The 21853-nt window shown below is 57.3% G+C and carries 18 protein-coding genes and 1 tRNA gene; 14 read left to right on the forward strand and 5 right to left on the reverse strand.

Annotation, left to right across the window (positions count from 1 at the left end):
* The first annotated feature begins 164 nt into the window (after positions 1 to 164).
* Together HKD40_RS12540 and clpX are read left to right on the forward strand one after the other, a co-directional pair.
* Positions 165 to 794, forward strand: a complete 630-nt coding sequence (locus HKD40_RS12540) for an ATP-dependent Clp protease proteolytic subunit (protein WP_169196116.1) — start codon at positions 165 to 167, stop codon at positions 792 to 794.
* A gap of 174 nt (positions 795 to 968) precedes the next feature.
* Entirely contained in the window at positions 969 to 2246 is a 1278-nt protein-coding gene (clpX, locus tag HKD40_RS12545; protein WP_169196117.1) for an ATP-dependent Clp protease ATP-binding subunit ClpX, read from the forward strand.
* A 206-nt stretch (positions 2247 to 2452) separates the two neighbouring features.
* Here the strand turns inward: clpX and rocF are convergent, their stop codons facing one another.
* Positions 2453 to 3433, reverse strand: coding sequence for an arginase (rocF, locus tag HKD40_RS12550; protein ID WP_169196118.1), 981 nt, complete (start codon positions 3431 to 3433; stop codon positions 2453 to 2455).
* Positions 3434 to 3684: 251 nt separating this feature from the next.
* Here rocF and lon point away from each other — a divergent pair, with 251 nt between their 5' ends.
* Positions 3685 to 6108, forward strand: coding sequence for an endopeptidase La (gene lon, locus HKD40_RS12555; RefSeq protein WP_169196119.1), 2424 nt, complete (start codon positions 3685 to 3687; stop codon positions 6106 to 6108).
* A gap of 165 nt (positions 6109 to 6273) precedes the next feature.
* On the opposite strand, the gene HKD40_RS12560 is transcribed toward lon, so the two are convergent.
* The gene (locus HKD40_RS12560; RefSeq protein WP_169196120.1) at positions 6274 to 7569 is read right to left on the reverse strand and encodes a glycosyltransferase; all 1296 of its coding nucleotides are present in this window, start codon (positions 7567 to 7569) and stop codon (positions 6274 to 6276) included.
* A gap of 420 nt (positions 7570 to 7989) precedes the next feature.
* Here HKD40_RS12560 and HKD40_RS12565 point away from each other — a divergent pair, with 420 nt between their 5' ends.
* The 10 genes from HKD40_RS12565 to HKD40_RS12610 all read left to right on the forward strand — a co-directional run bounded on the left by HKD40_RS12565 (position 7990) and on the right by HKD40_RS12610 (position 19714).
* Positions 7990 to 9210, forward strand: a complete 1221-nt coding sequence (locus tag HKD40_RS12565) for an LL-diaminopimelate aminotransferase (RefSeq protein ID WP_169196121.1) — start codon at positions 7990 to 7992, stop codon at positions 9208 to 9210.
* A gap of 53 nt (positions 9211 to 9263) precedes the next feature.
* Positions 9264 to 10409, forward strand: a complete 1146-nt coding sequence (rlmC, locus tag HKD40_RS12570) for a 23S rRNA (uracil(747)-C(5))-methyltransferase RlmC (protein ID WP_210257103.1) — start codon at positions 9264 to 9266, stop codon at positions 10407 to 10409.
* A gap of 78 nt (positions 10410 to 10487) precedes the next feature.
* The gene (locus HKD40_RS12575) at positions 10488 to 11456 is read left to right on the forward strand and encodes an ABC transporter substrate-binding protein (protein WP_169196122.1); all 969 of its coding nucleotides are present in this window, start codon (positions 10488 to 10490) and stop codon (positions 11454 to 11456) included.
* A 121-nt stretch (positions 11457 to 11577) separates the two neighbouring features.
* Positions 11578 to 12414 carry a DMT family transporter gene (locus HKD40_RS12580; protein WP_169196123.1) on the forward strand — a complete coding sequence of 279 codons (837 nt, stop codon included), beginning with the start codon at positions 11578 to 11580 and terminating at the stop codon, positions 12412 to 12414.
* Positions 12415 to 12636: 222 nt separating this feature from the next.
* A complete protein-coding gene (locus tag HKD40_RS12585) occupies positions 12637 to 13977 on the forward strand; it encodes a homoserine dehydrogenase (RefSeq protein WP_248306056.1) in 1341 nt (446 codons plus the stop codon).
* A 38-nt stretch (positions 13978 to 14015) separates the two neighbouring features.
* The gene (gene glpX / locus HKD40_RS12590; RefSeq protein ID WP_169196125.1) at positions 14016 to 15002 is read left to right on the forward strand and encodes a class II fructose-bisphosphatase; all 987 of its coding nucleotides are present in this window, start codon (positions 14016 to 14018) and stop codon (positions 15000 to 15002) included.
* A gap of 417 nt (positions 15003 to 15419) precedes the next feature.
* Positions 15420 to 17210, forward strand: a complete 1791-nt coding sequence (gene recJ / locus HKD40_RS12595) for a single-stranded-DNA-specific exonuclease RecJ (protein ID WP_169196126.1) — start codon at positions 15420 to 15422, stop codon at positions 17208 to 17210.
* Between the two features lie 165 nt (positions 17211 to 17375).
* Complete coding sequence (locus HKD40_RS12600; RefSeq protein ID WP_169196127.1) at positions 17376 to 18611, forward strand: cyclopropane-fatty-acyl-phospholipid synthase family protein; 1236 nt, start codon at positions 17376 to 17378, stop codon at positions 18609 to 18611.
* Positions 18612 to 18818: 207 nt separating this feature from the next.
* A complete protein-coding gene (locus tag HKD40_RS12605; RefSeq protein WP_248306051.1) occupies positions 18819 to 19082 on the forward strand; it encodes a hypothetical protein in 264 nt (87 codons plus the stop codon).
* 179 nt (positions 19083 to 19261) lie between these two features.
* Positions 19262 to 19714, forward strand: a complete 453-nt coding sequence (locus HKD40_RS12610) for a GreA/GreB family elongation factor (RefSeq protein ID WP_169196128.1) — start codon at positions 19262 to 19264, stop codon at positions 19712 to 19714.
* Positions 19715 to 19848: 134 nt separating this feature from the next.
* Here HKD40_RS12610 and HKD40_RS12615 read toward each other — a convergent pair.
* The 3 genes from HKD40_RS12615 to HKD40_RS12625 form a co-directional block, all read right to left on the reverse strand.
* Positions 19849 to 19923 (reverse strand) — tRNA-Glu (locus HKD40_RS12615).
* Positions 19924 to 20005: 82 nt separating this feature from the next.
* Positions 20006 to 20482, reverse strand: coding sequence for a D-Ala-D-Ala carboxypeptidase family metallohydrolase (locus HKD40_RS12620; protein WP_169196129.1), 477 nt, complete (start codon positions 20480 to 20482; stop codon positions 20006 to 20008).
* Positions 20483 to 20621: 139 nt separating this feature from the next.
* Positions 20622 to 21038, reverse strand: coding sequence for a VOC family protein (locus HKD40_RS12625; protein WP_169196130.1), 417 nt, complete (start codon positions 21036 to 21038; stop codon positions 20622 to 20624).
* 200 nt (positions 21039 to 21238) lie between these two features.
* On the opposite strand from HKD40_RS12625, the gene HKD40_RS12630 reads away from it, so the two are divergent.
* Positions 21239 to 21847, forward strand: a complete 609-nt coding sequence (locus HKD40_RS12630; RefSeq protein WP_248306052.1) for a cold-shock protein — start codon at positions 21239 to 21241, stop codon at positions 21845 to 21847.
* Positions 21848 to 21853: the final 6 nt, after the last annotated feature.

The following is a 21853-nucleotide window of genomic DNA, read 5'->3' on the forward strand; positions in this document are numbered from 1 at the left end:
GGTGCCTATCTCTGCCTTTACCGCGCGTTAAGGGCAAATCGAATGCAATCGGCTTCAAACGCGCCGATTCGTTTCTTTGTCACGTTATGGTCCTGTCCGGTGCGCGTAAGGGACCAGAGGTGAACTAAAACCGCTCACCCATTCGGGGAGCCAAGGGGCTACACATGCGGGATCCGCACGATATTCTGACCAACACGCTCGTTCCGATGGTCGTCGAGCAATCCAATCGTGGCGAACGCGCGTTCGACATTTACTCGCGCCTGCTGCGCGAGCGCATCATTTTCGTGACCGGTCCGGTCGAGGACAACATGGCCTCGCTGATCGTCGCGCAGCTGCTTTTCCTTGAATCGGAAAACCCGAAGAAGGAAATCGCGCTCTACATCAATTCCCCGGGCGGTGTTGTGACCTCGGGCCTGTCGATCTACGACACCATGCAGTTCATCCGCCCTGCGGTTGCGACCATGGTTATGGGTCAGGCATGCTCCATGGGTTCGCTCCTGCTCGCAGCGGGTGAGGCTGGCATGCGTACAGCGCTGCCAAACTCGCGCATCATGGTTCACCAGCCTTCCGGTGGTTTCCAGGGTCAGGTCACTGACATCATGATCCACGCCAAGGAAGTTGAAGGCCTGAAGCGTCGCCTGAACCAGATTTACGAGAAACACACTGGTCAGACTTACGACCAGATCGAAAAGGCTCTCGAACGCGACAACTTCCTGTCGCCAGAAGAAGCCAAGGCAATGGGTTTGATCGACACCGTGCTTGAAAAGCGCGTTGTTCCAGACGCTGCCATCTAAGGTTTGGTGCGTTAAGCACTAAACCAATGCGCCGTGGAGTGTGATCCTGGTGCAATTGCGCATAGCCGAAGCGACCTTTAAGGTTGTTTCGGCTTAGACTTTCTTTATGCCTTGAGCGTTAGCCTTAAAGGCGAATGCTTGATTTTGGGGGCGATGAGTCTCCGGGAGTGACTGATGTCCAAAGAGACAACAAACGGCGAAACGTCCAAGAACACGCTTTACTGCTCGTTCTGCGGAAAGTCGCAGCACGAAGTTCGGAAGCTAATCGCCGGTCCGACCGTGTTCATCTGCGATGAATGCGTCGAGCTGTGCATGGACATCATCCGCGAAGAGAACAAGACCTCTATGGTCAAGTCCTCCGAGGGCGTGCCGACCCCTGCAGAAATCTGCAAGGTGCTCGATGATTACGTCATCGGCCAGTACCGCGCTAAGCGCGTGCTCTCCGTGGCTGTCCACAACCACTACAAGCGCCTGCACCACGCGCAGAAGAATCAGGATGTTGAACTTTCCAAGTCCAACATCATGCTGATCGGCCCGACGGGTTCGGGTAAGACTCTGCTCGCGCAGACCATGGCTCGTATTCTCGATGTGCCGTTCACCATGGCTGACGCCACCACGCTGACCGAAGCCGGTTACGTTGGTGAAGACGTTGAAAACATCATCCTGAAGCTGCTTCAGGCTGCTGACTACAACGTTGAAAAGGCGCAGCGCGGCATCGTCTACATCGACGAAGTCGACAAGATTTCCCGCAAGTCGGACAATCCTTCGATCACTCGCGACGTGTCGGGCGAGGGCGTACAGCAGGCTCTTCTCAAGATCATGGAAGGCACCGTTGCCTCCGTGCCTCCGCAGGGCGGCCGTAAGCACCCGCAGCAGGAATTCCTGCAGGTCGACACCACGAACATTCTGTTCATCTGTGGTGGCGCGTTTGCGGGCCTTGAAAAGATCATCTCCGCTCGCGGTGAAGGTTCCGGCATCGGCTTTAACGCTGTCGTCAAGGATCCAAACGATCGTCGCGTCGGCAAGATCCTGGCGGATGTTGAGCCAGAAGATCTGGTTCGCTTCGGCCTGATCCCAGAGTTCATCGGTCGTCTGCCAGTTCTGGCAACGCTCGAAGATCTCGACGTTCCGGCACTGCTCGAAATCCTGACTGCACCGAAGAATGCACTCGTTCGTCAGTATCAGCGCCTCTTCCAGATGGAAGAAGTTGAACTGACCTTCCACGAAGACGCTCTCAAGGCGATCGCGGAGAAGGCAATCGAACGCAAGACCGGTGCTCGTGGCCTGCGCTCGATCATGGAAGGCATTTTGCTCGACACCATGTACGACCTGCCAAGCCTCGAAGGCGTCCAGGAAATCGTCATCTCGGAAGAAGTGGTCAAGGGCAAGGACGTTCGTCCGCTCTACATCTACTCCGACAAGGCCAAGGAAGAAGCCCCGGCAACCGCCTAAGCTTCCCCGCCTACGAATTGGAAAAGGCCTCCCTTCGGGGAGGCCTTTTTGTTTTTGGGTAAAGGTCCCCTGCCGGTTCCTGCACCCCATCCCCCGTCATTGCCCGGCTCGACCGGGCAATCCATTGCTATGGCGCGTCAGTCTCGATCCCCGAGACAAGCCCGGGGATGACGGCTTGGAGAGGGCAGTGGGTGAGTGTGTGGTGCCTAGCCCTCTTCCCCCGTCACAAACTCCATCGGCCCAGGCTCTTCGCCCATTATGGATCGCCCAAAGAGGCTGGCGACCAAATCCACGAGAACCGTGGCGCTTTTCCCGCCTTCATCGAGGAACGGGTTCAGCTCCACAACATCGAGCGACCCCATAACGCCGCTGTCGTGGATCATTTCCATCATCAAATGCGCCTCACGATAGGTGAGGCCCCCCGGCACCAGCGTGCCACCACCCGGAGCAACCGAGGGGTCGAGACTGTCGACGTCAAAGCTGACGTGCAGATGCGCTCCCGCAATATTCGCCTTGTCGATAACTTTTTGCATAGCAGCAACGATACCAAGCTGATCCAGACGGCGCATATCGACCACATCGACACCGCGCGCTTGCACCAGCCGCCGTTCATCGCGATCCACAGACCGCGCACCAAAAATCGTCACATTGCGAGGCTCAATCCGACCGAGCCAGTCGCCTTTAAAACTCTCGTCAAACTCTGGCTCGCCACAGAGCAGCGCCAGCGGCATGCCGTGCAGATTGCCGGTAGGGGAGGTTACGGGCGTGTTGTAGTCCGCGTGGGCGTCAATCCACAACACATGCACAGGTCGGCCCGTTGTCGCGCAGTGGCGGGCGACGGCCGACACCGTTCCGATTGCGATCGAGTGGTCGCCACCTAAAAAGACCGGGGTATTCCCAGCCTGCAAAATTGCAAAGCCAGCGTCGCTGGTGCGAGCCGCCAAATCCAGCACATCTGCCTTGCGCACTTCGGGCAGGCGCGTGCTGGATGGATTGGTGGAGACTTCTGGCTGAGAACGCCTCAGGTCGCCATAATCGGCAACCTCGTGGTCAAGGTCGATGAGGGCTTCCACAAGGCCCGCGACACGGAGCGCTTCAGGGCCCATGCCGCATCCTCTCACTGAGGCGCCAGACGCGGTTGCGATCCCTAGAATGTCGATGCGCTTGGGTCGGAATGGGCCAGTCATGGGGCGCTCCTTGTGCTCCGGTTCAGAAACTATACACCCGGCCTGAATGCAAGGCACATCAGTGTTCCCTGTACTCGGACATATCTCCTGTGCGTAGGGCATAGATGTGATAGAAAAGCGTCATTGGTCACTTGCGACAGCGTTCCTTAAACCTATTTATTAATGGAAATCGCCCAACCTAGTTTGGTTGAGTTGTCGCAATACGGGTGCGTCATTTGCCTGCCTCAGGCGCACCTCGGAAAGGAAATGTGATGTCGGAAGTTACTTCCACCGGCGAAACCAGCCGGGACCGGGTTTATCCGGTTCTCCCTCTGCGCGACATCGTCGTCTTCCCAGGCATGATTGTGCCGCTGTTCGTTGGCCGTGAGAAATCGGTCAAGGCGCTGGAAGAAGTTATGCGCGACGACAAGCATATCCTTGTCGTGACGCAGAAGAACGCGCAGGACGACGATCCGGCGCCAGACCAGATTTATCCTACTGGCACGATTGCCACTGTGCTGCAGTTGCTCAAGCTCCCCGATGGTACCGTTAAGGTACTGGTGGAAGGGCTCAGCCGCGCCAGCATCGACCAGTATTTGCAGACAGAAGACTATTTCGAAGCCGAAGCGTCTGTGCTGGAAGAGCCAGTCGAAGACGCCACCGAAATTGAAGCGCTGTCGCGCTCGGCTCAGTCCGAGTTCGAAAATTACGTCAAGCTGAACAAGAAGATTTCAGCTGAAGTCGTTGCCGCTGTTGGTCAGATCGAAAACGCTAGCAAGCTGGCCGATACAATTGCGAGCCACCTCGTCATCAAGATTCCTGAGAAGGAAGAGCTTCTGCAGATGGTCAGCGTTATCGAACGCTTGCAGAAGATCATCGTTCTCATGGAAGGCGAAATCGGCGTCCTTCAGGTCGAAAAGCGCATCCGCTCGCGTGTAAAACGCCAGATGGAGAAGACCCAGCGCGAGTACTACCTGAACGAGCAGATGAAGGCGATCCAGCGCGAGCTGGGCGATGGCGAAGAAGGTGCCAACGAAGTCGCTGAGCTCGAAGACCGCGTTGCCAAGACTAAGCTTTCCAAGGAAGCCAAGGCTAAGGCCGAAGGCGAAATCAAGAAGCTTAAGGCGATGAGCCCGATGTCGGCGGAAGCCTCAGTCGTTCGCAACTATCTCGATACGCTGCTCGGCCTGCCTTGGGGCAAGAAGAGCAAGGTCAAGCGCGACCTGGCTATTGCCGAGAAGGTTCTCGACGCGGATCACTATGGCCTCGAAAAGGTCAAGGAACGCATTCTCGAGTATCTGGCTGTTCAGGCGCGTACAGGCACGTTGAAGGGGCCGATCCTCTGTCTCGTTGGTCCTCCGGGCGTCGGTAAAACCTCGTTGGGCAAGTCGATTGCTAAGGCTACAGGCCGTGAGTTCGTCCGCATGGCCCTAGGCGGCGTGCGCGATGAAGCCGAAATCCGTGGGCACCGTCGTACCTATATCGGCTCCATGCCGGGCAAGATCATCCAGTCGCTCAAGAAGGTGGGTAAGAACAACCCACTGTTCCTGCTCGATGAAATCGACAAGATGGGCCAGGACTTCCGGGGCGACCCGTCGTCGGCTCTGCTTGAAGTGCTCGATCCCGAACAGAACAACTCGTTCTCGGACCACTATCTGGAAGTCGATTTCGACCTTTCGGACGTGATGTTCGTGACGACCTCGAACACGCTCAACATTCCAGGTCCTCTGATGGACCGTATGGAGATCATCCGCCTCTCCGGCTACACCGAAGAGGAAAAGCACGCGATTGCTAAGCAGCACCTGCTTCCAGAGGCTGCGAAGGAAAATGGCGTGGCGCACGGTGAGTTCATTCTCTCCGATGAGATGCTGATGAAGGTTATTCGCGGTTATACCCGTGAAGCTGGCGTCCGTAACCTCAAGCGTGAAATCTCCAAGCTGATGCGTAAGGCTGTCACCGACATCGTGCGCAAGAAGGTCAAGTCGATCACCATCGATGATGAAAAGCTGACCGAATATCTCGGCCCGCTGGTCTTCAAGCACGGCGAAATCGAAGCGGAAGCACAGGTCGGTCTGGTGACTGGTCTGGCGTGGACTTCGGTTGGTGGCGAAATGCTGACCATTGAAGGCGTGATGACGCCGGGTAAGGGCCGCATGTCGGTCACCGGTAACATCAAGGAAGTGATGAAGGAATCGCTGACTGCGGCACAGGCCTATGTGAAGTCCCGCTGCATCGACTTCGGCATTAAGCCGCCGATGTTCGACACGCGCGATATCCACGTCCACCTGCCAGAAGGGGCAACCCCGAAGGATGGCCCATCGGCCGGTATCGGTCTGGCAACCGCAATCGTTTCGGTCATGACCGGCATTCCGGTTCGCAATGACGTTGCCATGACGGGTGAAATCACGCTGCGTGGTCGCGTGCTTCCAATCGGCGGGCTCAAGGAAAAGCTCCTTGCGGCACTCCGTGGTGGCATCAAGACCGTGCTGATCCCAGAAGAGAACGTTCGCGATCTCGTCGAGATCCCGGACATCGTCAAGCAGGGCATGGAAATCATTCCTGTGAGTCGGATGGATCAAGTCATCGAGCATGCTCTAGTGCGCAAGCCTGAGGCAATCGAGTGGAACTTCGACGAACAGCCAGTGGTCAAGACCACTGACACTTCTGACGAAGCAGCGCTCGGCGTGACCCACTAATCGGGCCGCAGACCAAACTTTTAAAATGGCGACCTTCGGGTCGCCATTTTTGTTTCTGGTTCGGAATCAATGTCTGAGAGACAATCGCTAGTGCATTGTTTCAAAACGAAAACAGCGCCGTCCCAAAGGAGGCGCTGTTGGCAATTTTAGTGATAGGCTCTTAGCTCAGAGCTTGCTGGGCCGTGGAAACCGACGTGCACCCGCAGCTGCGGCAGCGATCGTCGCCTCGATAAAGGTCACCGAGGTTTCTAGCCCGTTTTCCTGGTTTAACGCTTCGCCGATGTTGCGTGCGTTAATGGCCATTTGCTTATTGCTCGTGACTTCATGCAGCGCGTCAGCGAGCTTTTCTTGTGTCATCTCGCGTTGACGGATCGGCGCTGGGCCGCAGCCCAAGGCGCGCACGCGACGGCCCCAATAGCGCTGGTCATATGCCTGCGGCACGGTGAAGGTCGGACGACCTGCGCGCAGCCCCACAGCCGTGGTTCCGGCGCCACCGTGGTGCACGACTGCCGAGCAAAGGGGGAAGAGCTTGTCGTGTGGGGCTTCATCGACCGCAAAGACGGTATCCGGCAAATTGTCGGTGTTGATGCCGCCCCAGCCGCGCGAAACGATTGCCCGACCGCCCCAGAGGTTGATCGCGCCGCGCAGAATTTCCGTATTGCGATCCGATCCAAACGGCATTGAACCAAAGCCGATGTAAACCGGGGCAGGGCCCGCATCGAGAAACGCTTGCAGTTCTGCTGATGGTTTCCAGCCTGTGCGGTCGTCGAGGAACCAAAAGCCCGTCACAACCGCCGTCTGCGGCCAATCCCGCGGGCGCGGGGAAACCAGCGAGGAATAAGTGTAAAGCGTCGGCAGATTATTGCCGAGGCTGTCCTTAAACAGCCCGCCCTTCTTGCGCGGTCCGAGACCCATGAGTTCCTTGCGCAAACGATCGCGCGGCAGGTCAAAATAGGCCTGCTGGAAGTTCATCGAGATATAGGAGAGCTTATTGAACGTCGCTCCGAGATCAGGAATTTCGTAGGCGCTAATCGGGAATTCGCGCGTTGGGTTCAGCGGCTGCATCGCCGTCATGATGACTGGGATGTTCAGCGCTTCGGCAATATCGATCCCAAAGCTGGTGTTGATATTGACCACAATCGCGTCGGCGCCCTGCGCCATGGTCCAGGCATTGCGGGCAGCAGTTTCGACCAGCGCCTGACCCTTGCGCAGGATCTGAGGGAACTGGTGAATCTTCATCTTGCTGACCGCGTCGTCGAACCGGCTGTCGTTCAACCAGTCCTGAATACGCGTTCCAAGATTGCAGAATTCGATGCCGTGGCTTTCCACAAGGTGCTGAAAGTCGGCGTTAGTGCCCAGAATCACATCATGGCCGGCTTGCTTCAATTCCAGCGCAAGCGCGAGATAAGGGCGAACGTCGCCCGAGGTGCCTATGGTTGCGATAGCGATACGCTTCTTCATGCACCTACCTGAATAATTCCGGCCGATAACCCTTGGGGCAGACATAATTGTAGCGCCTCTACGGCATTTACAAGCACGGTCGGACAACTTATGAAAGCTTGGTCACGCGTCGACGTGGTACCAGAAGTCGTTTCCGAAGGGCAAGAGACATGGCGTCTCCGTTCACTGTTGCATGGTTTGGAGCTGCGCTCACCGGCAATATTGTGGCGGCCGTTGCGGTCGCTAAGGCGAGCGCCCGATAGCTCTTCCCAATGGCCACGAGCTGGCCGGGAAGAGCCGAATAGAATTTGTCGAGGTCCGCCGAGCGGACTCTTAACCCATTCAGAACCACAATTCCGCGATAATTGATCTCCTATACAGAGGTCTGCTGCCTGTGAGCGCGTCGCGACCTGTTTCGGTCGAAAAGACCACGAGGACCCCATGAGCGAAGTATTCCATCGCATCCGTCGTCTCCCGCCCTACGTTTTTGCTCACATTGACCCGATTAAGGCCAAGCTGCGCGCCGATGGCGTAGACATCATCGATCTGGGCATGGGCAATCCAGATATGCCGACCCCTGAGCGTATTGTTAATAAGCTCAAGGAAACGGTCAACGATCCGCGCACCCACCGCTATTCCACTTCGCGTGGCATTCCCGGCCTGCGCCGCGCCCAGGCAAACTATTATGAGCGTCGCTTTGGCGTGAAGCTGAACCCGGACACTCAGGTTGTTGCAACCTTGGGTTCGAAGGAAGGCTTTGCCAATATGGCTTCGGCCATCACCGCTCCGGGTGACGTGGTTCTGGTGCCAAACCCGACCTATCCAATTCACTCGTTCGGTTTCATCATGGCTGGCGGCGTTGTCCGCTCCATGCCTGCTGATCCTAATGAAGATTTCATGCGCTCGCTTGATCGCGCTGTGCGCCACTCGATCCCTAAGCCGATCGCATTGGTTCTGAACTACCCAGCGAACCCGACCGCCTACACCGCGACGCTCGATTTTTACGCTGAAGTCGTAAAATACTGCAAAGAGCACGACATCTTCATTCTGTCGGATTTGGCCTATTCGGAAATCTTCTTCGACGAAAGCGAACCACCTCCGTCGGTTCTGCAGGTTCCGGGCGCGATAGACATCACCGCTGAATTCACCTCGATGTCGAAGACTTATTCGATGCCAGGTTGGCGCGTTGGCTTTGCCGTCGGTAACGAACGCCTCATCGCCGCTCTTGCCCGCGTAAAATCCTACCTCGACTACGGTGCATTCACGCCGATCCAGGTGGCAGCAGTCGCTGCGCTCAATGGTTCGGACGATGTCATTGAAGACGTGCGTAAGATCTACAAGAGCCGCCGCGACGTTATGGTCGAGAGCTTTGGCCGTGCTGGTTGGGATATTCCTGTGCCAAAGGCGACCATGTTCGCTTGGGCACCAATTCCAGAAAAATATGCGCACCTCGGTTCGCTCGAGTTTGCAAAGCTTCTGGTTCGTGAGACCGGCGTTGCCGTGGCTCCAGGCGTTGGCTTCGGTGAATACGGCGACCAGTACATTCGTCTGGCCTTCGTTGAAAACGAACAGCGCATTCGTCAGGCGGCCCGCAACATCAAGGCTTTCCTTGGCGGCAAGTCTGATGAGAGCAACACCGCTCCAGTCGCTGAAGTAAAGTAATTTCAAGCTTAGGGAGGCGGGGTCCGCCTCCCTATTTGCCGTGAGGTAAACGGGTGAATTCATCTCTGAGCACCGTTATGCAATGCGGCTACTACGACAATGGCGTCTGCCGCTCGTGTACGCTCATGGGGACACCCTATGATGCGCAGATTTCCTCAAAAGATGCGCATGCCCGCGCGTTGCTCGCCGCATACCCTTCGGCGCAATGGCTACCAGCCATGCTCAGTCGCCCGGAGGCTTTTCGCAATAAGGCCAAAATGGTTGTGGGCGGCACGATAGAAGCGCCGACACTCGGCATTCTCGACCCAACCCAGCACGGCGTCGATCTCTCAGCCTGTGGCATTCTCGAAACTGGTCTGCGTGCCGCTTTCGACCCAATCAAAGCCTTCATCACCGCCGCGCGAATTCCGCCCTACGATGTTGCCAATCGTCGTGGCGAACTCAAGAACGTCCTCCTCACGCAATCCGCCACCGGCGAATTGATGGTGCGCTTCGTTCTGCGTTCCACCGAAGCGCTGAGCCGGATGCAAAAACATCTGCCGAACCTGCTTTCCGCGCTCCCTCAGCTAGCTGTCGTTACTGCAAACCTGCTGCCCGAGCATAAAGCCGTGGTGGAAGGGGATGAGGAGGTTCTGCTGGCGGGCGATGAAACGCTCGCTATGCGTTTGGGCGAGCATGTGCTGCACCTGCGCCCGGCGAGCTTCTTCCAGACCAACACCGATATTGCCAAGGCTCTATACGATCAGGCGCGCGAGTGGATCGACGAAGCCGAAGCGCACAACGTTTGGGACCTGTATTGCGGAGTAGGGGGCTTTGCCCTTCACGTCGCTGCGCCGGGACGGAAAGTGCATGGCGTCGAGGTTAGTCAGCCCGCCGTCGAGTCTGCGCGTCTGAGCGCCGCTGAAGCGGGCCTCGCCGATGTCACCTTCGCTGTCGGAGACGCCACAGGGCTCGATGCTCAGACAACGATTGACGCCATCATCGTCAACCCGCCACGTCGTGGGCTTGGCGACAAGCTTTGTGCTACGCTCGAAACGACTAAGGCCGAGACAATCATCTATTCCAGCTGCAATGCCGTCACCTTGGCACGCGACTTAGAAATGCTGCCATCCTATGCAGCCGAGCGTATCCGCCTCTTCGACATGTTCCCGCAAACCGATCACTACGAAATCATGGTTTTGCTCACCCGTCGAAACTGACCACGCGGGCATCCAATAATTTACATGACAATGATTGTCATCTTTTGTAGGTTTCACTAAACCGCAAAAGGGTGCGCAATGCTGACGAAGTCGATTGTATACGCCGTTCCGCTGTTCCTGCTCGCTGGCGCCAGTTTCGCCCAAGAGTTCCCCCTCACAATGCAGCACACCTACGGGGAGACAATCATCCCTGAGAAGCCGGTTCACATTGTCACTTGGGGCTGGGCCGTTCAGGACGCTGTCGTTGCCTTGGGCGAAGCGCCTGTCGGCATTCCGCATTTCACCTACGGTGGCGACGATAATGGGGCTCTGACTTGGACCAAAGACGCGATTGCTGCGCTTGGCGCTGATTTTCCCACTATTCTCTCGCAATCCGGTGGCGTGCCCTATGAGGCCATCGCAGCGCTTACGCCCGATGTGATTATCGCCGTTTATTCCGGCATCACCGAAGAGGAATACACCCGCCTCAGCCAAATCGCGCCCGTTGTAGCATTCCTGGACAAGCCATGGAGTACGACCTGGCAGGACACAATCACCCTGACCGGCACGGCTATGGGCAAGGCCGCAGAGGCTGACGCATTGGTCGCTGAATTGGAGCAGTTTATTGCAGACGAAACGGCAAAATACCCGCAGGTACAGGGCGCCAGTTTTGCCGGTATTGGCGGTTATGATGGCGCTGTGTCGGTCTATACGGCGGTCGATCCGCGCATGACCTTCCTCGAAGACGCTGGCCTCACCCTCGCGCCCAGTGTTGCGCAATTGGGTGACGTGAACAGCTTCTACTACAGCCTCAGTTTCGAGCGTGCGAACGAGCTGACCAGTGACATCTATATCACTTATGCTGACACCGACGCCGATGCGGAGGCCTTCTTTGGCCACCCAGCCATGGCACGAACCCTTCAAGTGCGCTCCGGCGCTATTGCCAGCATGGTAGGTCCCGAGTTGATCAATTCAGTATCGCCCCCGAGCGCTCTTTCGCTCAAATGGGGCTATCCAGAATACATTCGGCGCATCAGCGAAGCCGTGGATAAGTCTAAAGCGCAGTAATATCGGGGCGAAACGCCTTGGCGTTAAATTGACATCCCCTTAGGCGCTGATAGCCTGCCTGAGGGGATATTGTCGGGGCGTCGTGCTGCTGCCCCTGTTTGTGGGCGGCTGGACTGCACTAATGTCGACGACTGTAATCCTGCTGGCTTTAACCGCAGCAATTTTTCACGCCACGTGGAATGCCTTCTTGCGCTCCGGTGCCGATCGCCTCTGGGTGCTGACGGTCATGAGCTTTGCCGGCACCCTGATCTCTATTCCGCTGGTGATCGCCTTGCCTATGCCGAGCGCAGAGGCGTGGCCTTACATTCTTCTTTCGGCACTCTTTCAGACGGCCTATGGCTTCTTCCTTGTGGCGGCCTATCGTTACGGCCAACTGGGGCAGGTCTATCCCATTGTTCGCGGCACCGCTCCTCTACTGGTTATGCTGGGTGCATTCCTGCTCACCGGAATAGTGCCATCGCAACTTCAGATCATTGGCGTTGCGATCATCGCAGTCGGCATCATGAGTCTGGCTTTTTCGCGGGGCAGGGCCAACACCAGTTCCATACTCTTTGCCTTTGCCACAGGTCTGTTCGTTGCCAGCTATCAAACCGCCGACGCAATCGGCGTGCGGTTTGCCGAGAATGCCATTGCCTATTCGGCCTGGGGCAATATCTGCTTTGGCATTCTGCTGCCGGTCTGCGTGCTGGCCGTTCGCAGGCGATTCACTGTCGATTGGAAAAGCAGAGAAACCCACAAGGCTCTTCTTGGTGGCGCGATCTCCATGGTGAGCTATACGCTCGTCATTGTTGCATTCTCCATCGGTTCGGCTGGGCCCGTATCTGCCTTGCGTGAAACCTCAGTTGTGTTTGCGGTGATCATCGGTTGGCTGGTCTTGGGCGAAAAACTCAACGCATGGCGCATCGTCTCGGCGGTCATCGTCGCTATAGGCGCGATTTGCTTGGGTCTCGCTCGATAATCGACCAAACTCCTATTGACCTCTAGGCGATTTCCTATGCAGATGGCGCCCACTATGAGTGACATTCAGTCTTTCCGCCAAACCGTCGAATCCTTCATCTCTGCTCGTGGGTGGACACCCACCCGTTTCGGCAGAATTGTTGCAGGGGATCCGCTGTTCGTTTTCGATCTGCGCGATGGCCGTGAGCCACGCACCGAAACGCGCGCGCGTATTCTCAAGGCGATGGCGGAACTCGGCGAAGCTGACCGCCAAGCACCACTACGCATTGGCGTAGCTGGCCTTGGCAATGTGGGTGCGACCTTGGTTCGTATCCTGCAAAAAGACGGCACCGAACTCACGCGAAAACTTGGTCGACAGCTCGAAGTTGTTGCTGTTGCCGCGCGCTCGCGTTCCCGAGATCGCGGCATTGATATTTCTAACATAGAGTGGTTCGACGATCCGGTCGCCTTGGCGAAATGGGATGGCATCGATCTCTTTGTAGAACTCATCGGCGGCGAAGATGGCCCCGCCTATGCAGCCGTTAAAGCTGCTCTCGAAATCGGCCGTCCGGTCGTCACTGCAAACAAGGCCCTTCTTGCCAAGCATGGCGTGGGCCTTGCTAAGATCGCCGAAGAATCCGGCGCGCAGCTCGGCTTTGAAGCCGCCGTTGCGGGCGGTATTCCGGTCATCAAAACCCTGCGCGAAGGTCTCGGCTCCGCTCGTATCGCCAAGGTCTTTGGCATTATGAACGGCACCTGCAATTACATCCTGACCCGCATGGGCAACGAAGGCATTTCCTTCGCCGATTGCTTGAAGGATGCGCAGGCCCTTGGCTATGCCGAGTCCGACCCGACCTTCGATGTTGAAGGGTTTGACACCGCGCACAAGCTTTCGATCCTCGCGACTCTTTGCTTCGGCTATGAGATTGCGCCGGACAAGATGCGCATCGAAGGCATCTCCAACATCACCCAGCACGACATTCAGGTCGCGCAGGACCTTGGTTATAAAATCAAGCTCCTCGGCATTGCTGAGCGCACCGAGAACGGCGTTGAACAGCGCGTTCACCCGACATTCGTGCCCAAGGGCAGCGCCATTGCTGGCGTAGATGGCGTGATGAACGCCGTCGCGCTCGAAACCGACCACGTGCACGAACTGCTCCTCGCAGGTCCAGGCGCAGGTGGTCCTCCGACTGCGTCTTCGGTTCTTTCGGATATTCTAGATATTGCCCGTGGCACCCGCGTGCCGCCTCTGGGCGTGCCAAGCGACGAGCTACTTCCCTATGTTGAGGCGCCATCGCTTCCTCATGCAGGTGGGTTCTACGTTCGCCTTGCCGCTAAGGATGTTGCTGGGGCTTTGGCAGCCATTACCGCACGCATGGGTGAAAAGGGAATTTCTATCGATTCTGTCATCCAGCGGTCTGATCTTGGTGCTAAGGCAGTCGCTCCGGATGGGTCACCAACCCGTACCGTTGTGATGATTACCCAACAGACTTTGGAATCATCCGTGCGAGAAGCGCTTGCGCTCATCGCAGCAGATGGGTTCATAGTCGGGAAAGCACAACTGATCCGCATCGAAAAGCTCTGACCTTACCGGTCTGGGCCTAGTGCTCGGAGGGGGACGGCATGAAGCTGAGTAAAGTCGACCAGGACAGAAACGCAACCAAGCTGCATCGCTGGCTGACGCTGGAAATGGTCCGCGTCACCGAGCGGGCCGCAATTGCTGCCGCTGAATGGCGCGGCAAGGGCAATGAGAAGGCCGCTGACGAAGCGGCTGTCTCAGCCATGGTGACCGAACTCAACCGCGTTCAAATCTCCGGTAACATCGTTATTGGCGAAGGCGAACAGTTCGAATGTGACGATCTCTACGTCGGTCAGACAGTCGGCTTGGGCGAGGGGCCCGAAGTCGATATTGCTGTCGATCCGCTCGAAGGCGTCACCCTCTGCGCCAAGAACCAGCCTGACTCGATCGTCGTACTGGCCATGGCCGAACGAGGCGGTCTGCTCAACGTTGCTCGCAACGTCTACATGCACAAGATCGCCATTGGTGCTGGCTACCCGGCCGGAACGGTTCACATTGATTGGACCGCCACTGAAAACGTCACTTCGCTCGCGAAGGCCAAAGGCGTTCCGGTAAGTGAAATCACCGCTATCGTGCTCGATCGTCCCCGTCACGCCGCTCTCATCGAAGAGCTGCGCAGCGCTGGTGTTTCCGTAAAACTCCTCAGCGACGGCGACATCGCTGGCGTTATCCACGCGGTGAACACTGAAGATACCGGCGTCGACATCTACCTCGGCTCCGGCGGCGCGCCTGAGGGCGTTCTGGCGGCCGCAGCACTGCGCTGCATTGGCGGGCAGATGCAGGGCAAGCTCATTCTCGACACGCCCGACAAGCGTAAGCGCGCGCATGAAATGGGCATTACCGATCCAAACCGCGTCTACGATGTTTCCGAGCTCGCCTCGGGCGATGTTTTGTTCTCGGCAACTGGCGTCACCGATGGTTCGCTCGTCGATGGCGTCCGCCTCCGCCGCACGACAATCGAAACCTCCACCGTTGTCATGCGCTCCTGGAGCCAAACCACTCGCTGGATCAAAGCCCGCCACGCAAGGTGACGGCTATGCCTTACGCCCTTGCCGCTGCATCTATTTTAGACATCGTGTCCTCGGTGGCGTTCCAGAGGGTTAAATATTCGGGCCTTAGCAAATATCGGCCGCCGCCGGTGAGCTCATGCCTTATGCCGTAGTAGAGGTCTTGCGCGAGAGCGTAGCATTCAAACCAGTTTGCGTCCTCATTCGGGTCAACTGATAGTCGTCCGTTTCGGTCTAGTCGGCGCCTGGGCAGCGATCTGACCAATTTTTCGCCGGAAGCCGCGTACTGTTTGGTAATGTTGGATAGAGCTGCGCTGACACTCATGTTGCGCCTTTCGTTCGTGAATTTCGAACATAGGGAGTGCTATTATGCATTTCAAGGGTGCTAATGAAAGCTTCATCCCTCTCGACCGCGCGACCAAAATCGCCTAACCCTGCCTCATGCAAGAAGCTCCGCGCCATTTCCTCGACGTCACCTCCTCCATCACCGGTCGTGCATGGGTGGATCGTTTGGACACAGCGACAGGGCGCATCGCGGCCGCGATTTCCCAGCGCTCTGAACTGCCCGATATTCTGGCGCGCATCATTGCCGGGCGCGGGATTGGCATCGAGGAAGCAGCGACTTACCTAGAGCCCACCATTCGCAATCTCATGCCCGATCCGTCCACCCTCACGGCGATGGACGAACTGGCCGAGCGCATTGCCAAAGCCGTCGCCGACAATGAAAACGTCGCGCTCTTTGGTGACTATGACGTCGATGGCGCGTGCTCCTGTGCGCTGATGGCGCGCTTCCTGCATCACTTCGGGCTCAACCCGCAGGTTCACATCCCCGATCGCATCTTTGAAGGCTATGGCCCCAACATCGGCGCGATGGATAAGCTCATCGACGGTGGCGCAACGCTCATCATCACGCTCGACTGCGGCACCACCAGCGAAAAGCCAATCGCCCATGCGCGCGAGCGCGGCGCCGATGTTCTGGTGATCGACCACCATTTGGCCGACCACGCTCTGCCAAATGCCAATGCGCTGGTGAACCCAAATCGGCCCGATGATATCTCGGGCCTTGGCCACCTCTGCGCCGCAGGCGTAACCTTTATGGTTCTGGTCGCGGTCAATCGTGTGCTGCGCAATCGCGGCGACTCAGGCCTCCCAGACCTGATGAAATTGCTCGATCTTGTGGCACTAGCGACTGTTTGCGATGTCGTGCCTTTGGTCGGGCTCAATCGCGCCTTTGTCCTTCGCGGTCTCGAAGTTGCGCGCAAGGGCGAGAAGCCCGGCATGCAGGCGCTTAGCTTAGCCGCTCGCCTCAATGGTCCCCTTAACCCGTATCACCTTGGTTTCCTTTTGGGGCCGCGCATCAACGCTGGCGGTCGCATCGGCGATGCCGCTTTGGGCACCAAGCTCCTCACCATTGATGATGAGCAGCAGGCGATGGTCATTGCGGCCAAACTCGATGAACTCAACACCGAGCGTCAGCGCATTGAAGTTGAGGCCGTCGAAGAAGCCTACGCCACTGCCGAGCTTGAAATCGCCGGCGGTGAGGGGCCTCCGCTTCTGGTTCTGGCTTCGGCAAAGTGGCACCCTGGCGTTGTCGGGCTCGTCGCTGCGCGCCTCAAAGAGCGTTTTGATCGGCCCGCCTTTGCCATTGCCATCAATCCGGATGGGACCGGCACGGGCTCGGGCCGCTCGGTTCCGGGCGTGGATCTCGGTAGCGCGGTTATCGCTGCTGTGGACGCCGGCATTCTGCCCAAAGGCGGTGGCCATGCGATGGCGGCAGGCGTCACCATCAAGGAAGGCGACCTCGGCGTCTTCCGCGCCTTTATGGCTGATCGTCTTGAGGCCAGCGTGCGCACGGCGCGCGCCGCTTCCGCGCTCAAAATTGACGCTGCGCTCACGGCCCGTGGGGCAACAGTTGATCTTCTGCACAAAATCGAAAAAGCCGGGCCTTATGGCTCTGGCAACCCAAATCCGGTCTTCGTCTTTCCGGCGCACCGCGCGCGCTATCCGCAAGTTGTGGGCAAGGGCGGTCACGTCAGTTTCACCCTCACCTCCGACGATGGTGCCAAGCTCAAAGCCATCGCCTTCCGCGCGGCGGGCACACCAATTGGGGACACGCTTTTGCGTGAGGCCGATCAGCCATTCCACTTCGCTGGCAGCCTCTCGCTCGATCATTACCAAGGCCGCGAGCAAGCTCAGCTTCGCCTTACAGATATTGCTCGTCCCGGCCGCTAAAGCGGTGATCTGGGAACTGCCCGCTTGCGTATCCATTTGCAGTGAATAAACTAAGCGCTGACCTGTAGTGCGCCCAAGGGCGAGCAACACTTCGGGTGCCTGCGCTTAGATGTCTCGGCGACGGCCATGAGCCATCGCCTTTTTGGATGGTAGGACGACACGGCAATGAGCAAGACAGCTGTCAATAATTCCAACGGCGGCGCGTCTTTGTGGGCGCATTTTTCGTCTTGGTTGGTCGCGCAGATTGGCGTTTCTCTAATCGGCAATCCGCGCCATGGTTCCCTAACGGTTGTGTTTCCCGATGGTCGCAGTCGGACTGTCGGGCAGGGGAATGCTGGTGGCCATGCCACGCTTCGCCTGAACAATTTTAAGGTCCTTAAAGAAGCCAGTCAGCGCGGCACTGTTGGCTTTGCAGCCGCCTATATGAATGGGGATATTGAAGCGGATGACCTCACGCAGGTGTTTCGCTTCTTCCTGCAAAACCGCGACATGTTCGATAATGCCAACAAGGGGTTCTTTAAGAAGGCCGCTGGCGATTTGCACTATCACCTTTCGCGCCGGAACACGCTTGAGGGCTCCAAGAAAAACATCTCCGAGCACTACGATCTCGGCAATGACTTCTACGGGCAGTGGCTCGACCCTTCGATGACCTACTCGTCAGCGCTCTTCAGTTCCGGTGACCAAAGCCTTGAAGAGGCGCAGCTGGCAAAATATCGCCGCGTTGCCGATATGGCAGGCGTCACGGAGGGGAGCAGCATTCTCGAGATCGGTTGCGGCTGGGGCGGGTTCGCTGAAACGGTCACGCGAGACTATAAGGCCCATCTGCGCGGCATCACCCTGTCTGCGGAACAGCTCAAATTCGCCAAAGAACGCCTCGCCCGCCAAGGGCTGGATGATCTCGGCACTCTCGTCTTTGAGGACTATCGCCATACGCAGGGGCAGTTTGACCACATCTGTTCCATCGAAATGATCGAAGCCGTCGGCGAAGACAATTGGCCAAGCTATTTCAAAACCCTGAATGACCGTCTCAAGCCCGGCGGCACCGCCGCCATCCAAGCGATCACGATCCGGGAAGAGGATTTTGAGGCCTATAGAAGTGGCCCTGATTTCATTCAGCGTTACATCTTCCCGGGCGGCATGCTGCTGACCAAGTCGGCGATGAAGGAATTTGGCGAGCGCCACGGCCTCGTGCTCGAAAACACATCGCTCTTCGGGCTGTCCTATGCGCGCACGCTAAAACTCTGGCGTGAGCGCTTCCTGGAGCGTTGGCCCATGATCGCGCCGCTAGGCTATGACGAGCACTTCAAGCGCAAATGGGTCTATTATCTGAGCTATTGCGAAGCGGGTTTTGCTGAGGGCGCTATCGACGTCGGTATCTATCAATACAGAAAGCCCGAGTAATTTCGGGCTTTTCGCCAACGGTTTGACAAAGCTGTCTAAATGGCCATGATGGGGCCATGAACGGGACGATCTGCATAACCCGATTGTTGGGACACGGTCTTCGCCAGGCACTTTAGTAGCCTGGTGTTGCTACCTGCCGTAATGGCAAGAGCGGCACCAGGATAACCTCAGTGTTCCCCTCTCTCACATTTTGAACGCTTTAGCCGGATGCTTTCTGCATCGGGTCTATTTGCGCATGAGATCCTGTCGATGACCTATAAGTATTCAGTCACCCTCGCTATCCTTGGCAGCCACAAGCTGAGCCGTTTCAAGGCTTGGGCCGATGCTCACATGCCGGAGCTCGATTACAATCTTCCACCACAAACGCCGATCAAGACGGAGACGATGACCATCCGTCTGCGCTCGCTGGAAGACCGTCAGACACTGTTGCAGAACATCTCGCGAAGGTCGCTCGACGGCTCGGAGAAATGAATGCAGGTTCTCCGCTATTGTCGATCCTGTTCAGGACCGAGGCCACGGGCAGCTAATCGCTGCCCGTGGTGCCTGCGCGATTTCGATAAGCCCCCTGCGGCACCAGAACACTTATTTACCACCTTTGACCGAGCATCGAAAATTCCATCGACCGCCTTGTCCCTCAAGGAGACCGGAAAATGACGACCATTTCTTTGTCTGATTGGATGCCTTCGCCAGAGCTCCTCATTGGCGAGCAGGATCATAAGCGCCTGACGGTGGCAGCTCTGACCGAAGTTGGACAAACCGCCGAGCGCATGGACTTTCTACTCTATGAGCTTGATCGGGCAAGCATTATTGCCGATGCGTTCTTGCCGCGAGATGTCGTGCGGATTGGCAGCTTGGTCAAATATGTTCTGCTGCCGGGCGAAGAGCGTTGCGCCAAGCTGGTCATGCCGGAAGAGGCGCAATTGGGCGGTACATACCGCCTATCGGTGACTTCGGCAGAGGGCGCGGCCCTTCTCGGCTTGCGGCCGGGCCATGTCATGAGCTGGGTTGAAGGGGCGGATCAGGCCGTGCGGCGCATTAAAGTGCTTAGCGTGTCAAACCCAGACACCACCGACACAGATCCATCTGGCCCCACGGCAGCCTAAAAACCACTGGCAGTCTCTGTTCGCAGGGGCTGCCAATTCGAACGGAAAATACACAGCGGACTTGCGTCTGCTTGAACTATAACAGTGTGGGGGAGGAGAGATCGTCCACCGTTGTAAGGAAAACAGGTGGAAAGTGGTACGCCCTAGGGGAATCGAACCCCTCTCTGCACCGTGAAAGGGTGCCGTCCTAACCGATAGACGAAGGGCGCATCAGTTCGATGAAGCTCGTATAGATGGAGGTTGCGGCTTGCGCAACCCCGAGCGCGAAGAAAAATGCAAACCTGTTAGTTTTCAACAGCCTGAGAAGGTAACAGGGCCGCGATAACTGCGTGGACGATCGCGAACGTCGACGTGGATGAAGTTCCGGCCCGGATAGCAACCTAAGCCGCCAACACTGGGAAGATTGCGTGCGAAGGCGATGAGCTGGTCCTTCGGAACACCCGGTATGTAGAAGTCCGCCGCCATGCACTTGGTGTGGAACGAGTTGGAGGCACCGCCAGCCGCATTGTTATGCGCAGTGTCGCGATAGCCCGACTGCATGACCACCTTCTTGCCAAAGCGACCTTCAAACTCCCAGATGACAAATCGGAGTTTTGGAGAAATGCAGAAGGCATTCACCTGCTTTGACGCGACGTAGGTGCCCCAGTCTTGGCGCACGCCACTGTAGCCAGATCCTGAACCGCTCGCGAATAGAGCCATTGGCAAGCAGCCCGCCAAAACAGTGGCGGTGGTGATGATAGCGGCGAGTGAGCGTGCGATAGGGGGCATGAGCGATTTCCACGGGGCCGGTGTCGTCATTGCGCAACAGGCAAGTGGCCGGTGAGATAATCGCTAAAATTAGAGATGTTTCGCTAACCACCCGCTAACTGGAAAGGTTAGCGAAACATGAATTCGCTCTAAACGCTGTTTACCAGCTGCCGGTGTTCGGCATCGAGAGCCATGGCTCTTGTGGTTCAAGGGTGCCGTCTTGGATCAGTTCAACGGAAATGCCGTCTGGCGACCGAACGAAGGCCATGTGCCCGTCGCGTGGTGGGCGGTTGATGACGACGCCCATGTCCTGCAAATGCTGGCACAGGGCATAGATGTCCTTAACGCGGTAGGCGAGGTGGCCGAAGTTGCGTCCACCTGTGTACTCTTCTGGGTCCCAATTATAGGTGAGTTCGACTTCTCCGCCCTCATCGCCCGGGGCGCGGAGGAAGATCAGTGTGAATCGACCTTTTTCGCTCTCGCGGCGGCGCACCTCTTCAAGGCCGAGGCCTTCACAGTAAAACCGCAGGCTTTCTTCGATATTGGTGACGCGCACCATCGTGTGTAGATACTTCAAGACATCCTCCAATCGGACGAAATTCCCTCTGGGCTACCAAGTCACTGGCAATTCGACAATGCGTTCACGGCATATGTCGACAAATCAGCAAGAACTTCTTAACTTCTGACACTGAATCGGACAGACTGATTTGGTCTAGTGGTTGAGTACCCGCGTAAGCGGACGTGTAAAAGGGCTGAGGGGTCATGGGGGCCAAGGGCATGGGCGACAGCGACGGCACTATCGATCTGTCCAGTGAGGCAGCGGTGACGAAACGGGTTGACGAAACTGCCCTGTCTCCACAGGGCGCTTTAGACACCATAGAAGTTACCGGTACCATTAAGTGGTTTGACGCGGGCAAAGGTTTTGGCTTCATCATTCCCGATAATGGCACCGCAGATATCCTGCTGCACGTCACTTGCCTCCGACGAGATGGCTATCAGACCGCATATGAAGGCGCGCGCATCGTTGTCGAAGCGCTGAACCGCCCTGGTGGTCTGCAGGCCTTCCGCATTGTTTCCATGGACGAGTCGACGGCTCGCCATCCTTCCCAAATGCCAGCAGCGCGCACCCATGTGGTGGTTGAGCCAACCTCCGGCATGGTTCGCCTTGAAGTGAAGTGGTTCAATCGTATCCGCGGGTTCGGCTTCCTCTCGGAAGGCGAGGGTGCTCCGGATGTGTTTGTTCACATGGAAACCCTGCGCCGCTTCGGCATTACAGAACTGCGTCCCGGCCAATATGTGTTGGTTCGTTATGGTAACGGCCCGAAAGGCCTTATGGTCGCCGAAATTCGGCCTGACGGTTGGGGCGACGCGCCGTCGTCACACTGACGGCTG

It is taken from the genome of Devosia sp. MC1541 (assembly GCF_012847305.1).
Taxonomy (GTDB): Bacteria; Pseudomonadota; Alphaproteobacteria; order Rhizobiales; family Devosiaceae; genus Devosia.

Bases quoted from the DNA above. Each gene is read 5' to 3' on its own strand.
- HKD40_RS12540 (WP_169196116.1), top strand. From the start codon at position 165: ATGCGGGATCCGCACGATATTCTGACCAACACGCTCGTTCCGATGGTC.
- clpX (WP_169196117.1), top strand. From the start codon at position 969: ATGTCCAAAGAGACAACAAACGGCGAAACGTCCAAGAACACGCTTTAC.
- rocF (WP_169196118.1), bottom strand. From the start codon at position 3,433: ATGACTGGCCCATTCCGACCCAAGCGCATCGACATTCTAGGGATCGCA.
- lon (WP_169196119.1), top strand. From the start codon at position 3,685: ATGTCGGAAGTTACTTCCACCGGCGAAACCAGCCGGGACCGGGTTTAT.
- HKD40_RS12560 (WP_169196120.1), bottom strand. From the start codon at position 7,569: ATGAAGAAGCGTATCGCTATCGCAACCATAGGCACCTCGGGCGACGTT.
- HKD40_RS12565 (WP_169196121.1), top strand. From the start codon at position 7,990: ATGAGCGAAGTATTCCATCGCATCCGTCGTCTCCCGCCCTACGTTTTT.
- HKD40_RS12575 (WP_169196122.1), top strand. From the start codon at position 10,488: ATGCTGACGAAGTCGATTGTATACGCCGTTCCGCTGTTCCTGCTCGCT.
- HKD40_RS12580 (WP_169196123.1), top strand. From the start codon at position 11,578: ATGTCGACGACTGTAATCCTGCTGGCTTTAACCGCAGCAATTTTTCAC.
- HKD40_RS12585 (WP_248306056.1), top strand. From the start codon at position 12,637: ATGGCGGAACTCGGCGAAGCTGACCGCCAAGCACCACTACGCATTGGC.
- glpX (WP_169196125.1), top strand. From the start codon at position 14,016: ATGAAGCTGAGTAAAGTCGACCAGGACAGAAACGCAACCAAGCTGCAT.
- recJ (WP_169196126.1), top strand. From the start codon at position 15,420: ATGCAAGAAGCTCCGCGCCATTTCCTCGACGTCACCTCCTCCATCACC.
- HKD40_RS12600 (WP_169196127.1), top strand. From the start codon at position 17,376: ATGAGCAAGACAGCTGTCAATAATTCCAACGGCGGCGCGTCTTTGTGG.
- HKD40_RS12605 (WP_248306051.1), top strand. From the start codon at position 18,819: ATGCTTTCTGCATCGGGTCTATTTGCGCATGAGATCCTGTCGATGACC.
- HKD40_RS12610 (WP_169196128.1), top strand. From the start codon at position 19,262: ATGACGACCATTTCTTTGTCTGATTGGATGCCTTCGCCAGAGCTCCTC.
- HKD40_RS12620 (WP_169196129.1), bottom strand. From the start codon at position 20,482: ATGCCCCCTATCGCACGCTCACTCGCCGCTATCATCACCACCGCCACT.
- HKD40_RS12630 (WP_248306052.1), top strand. From the start codon at position 21,239: ATGGGCGACAGCGACGGCACTATCGATCTGTCCAGTGAGGCAGCGGTG.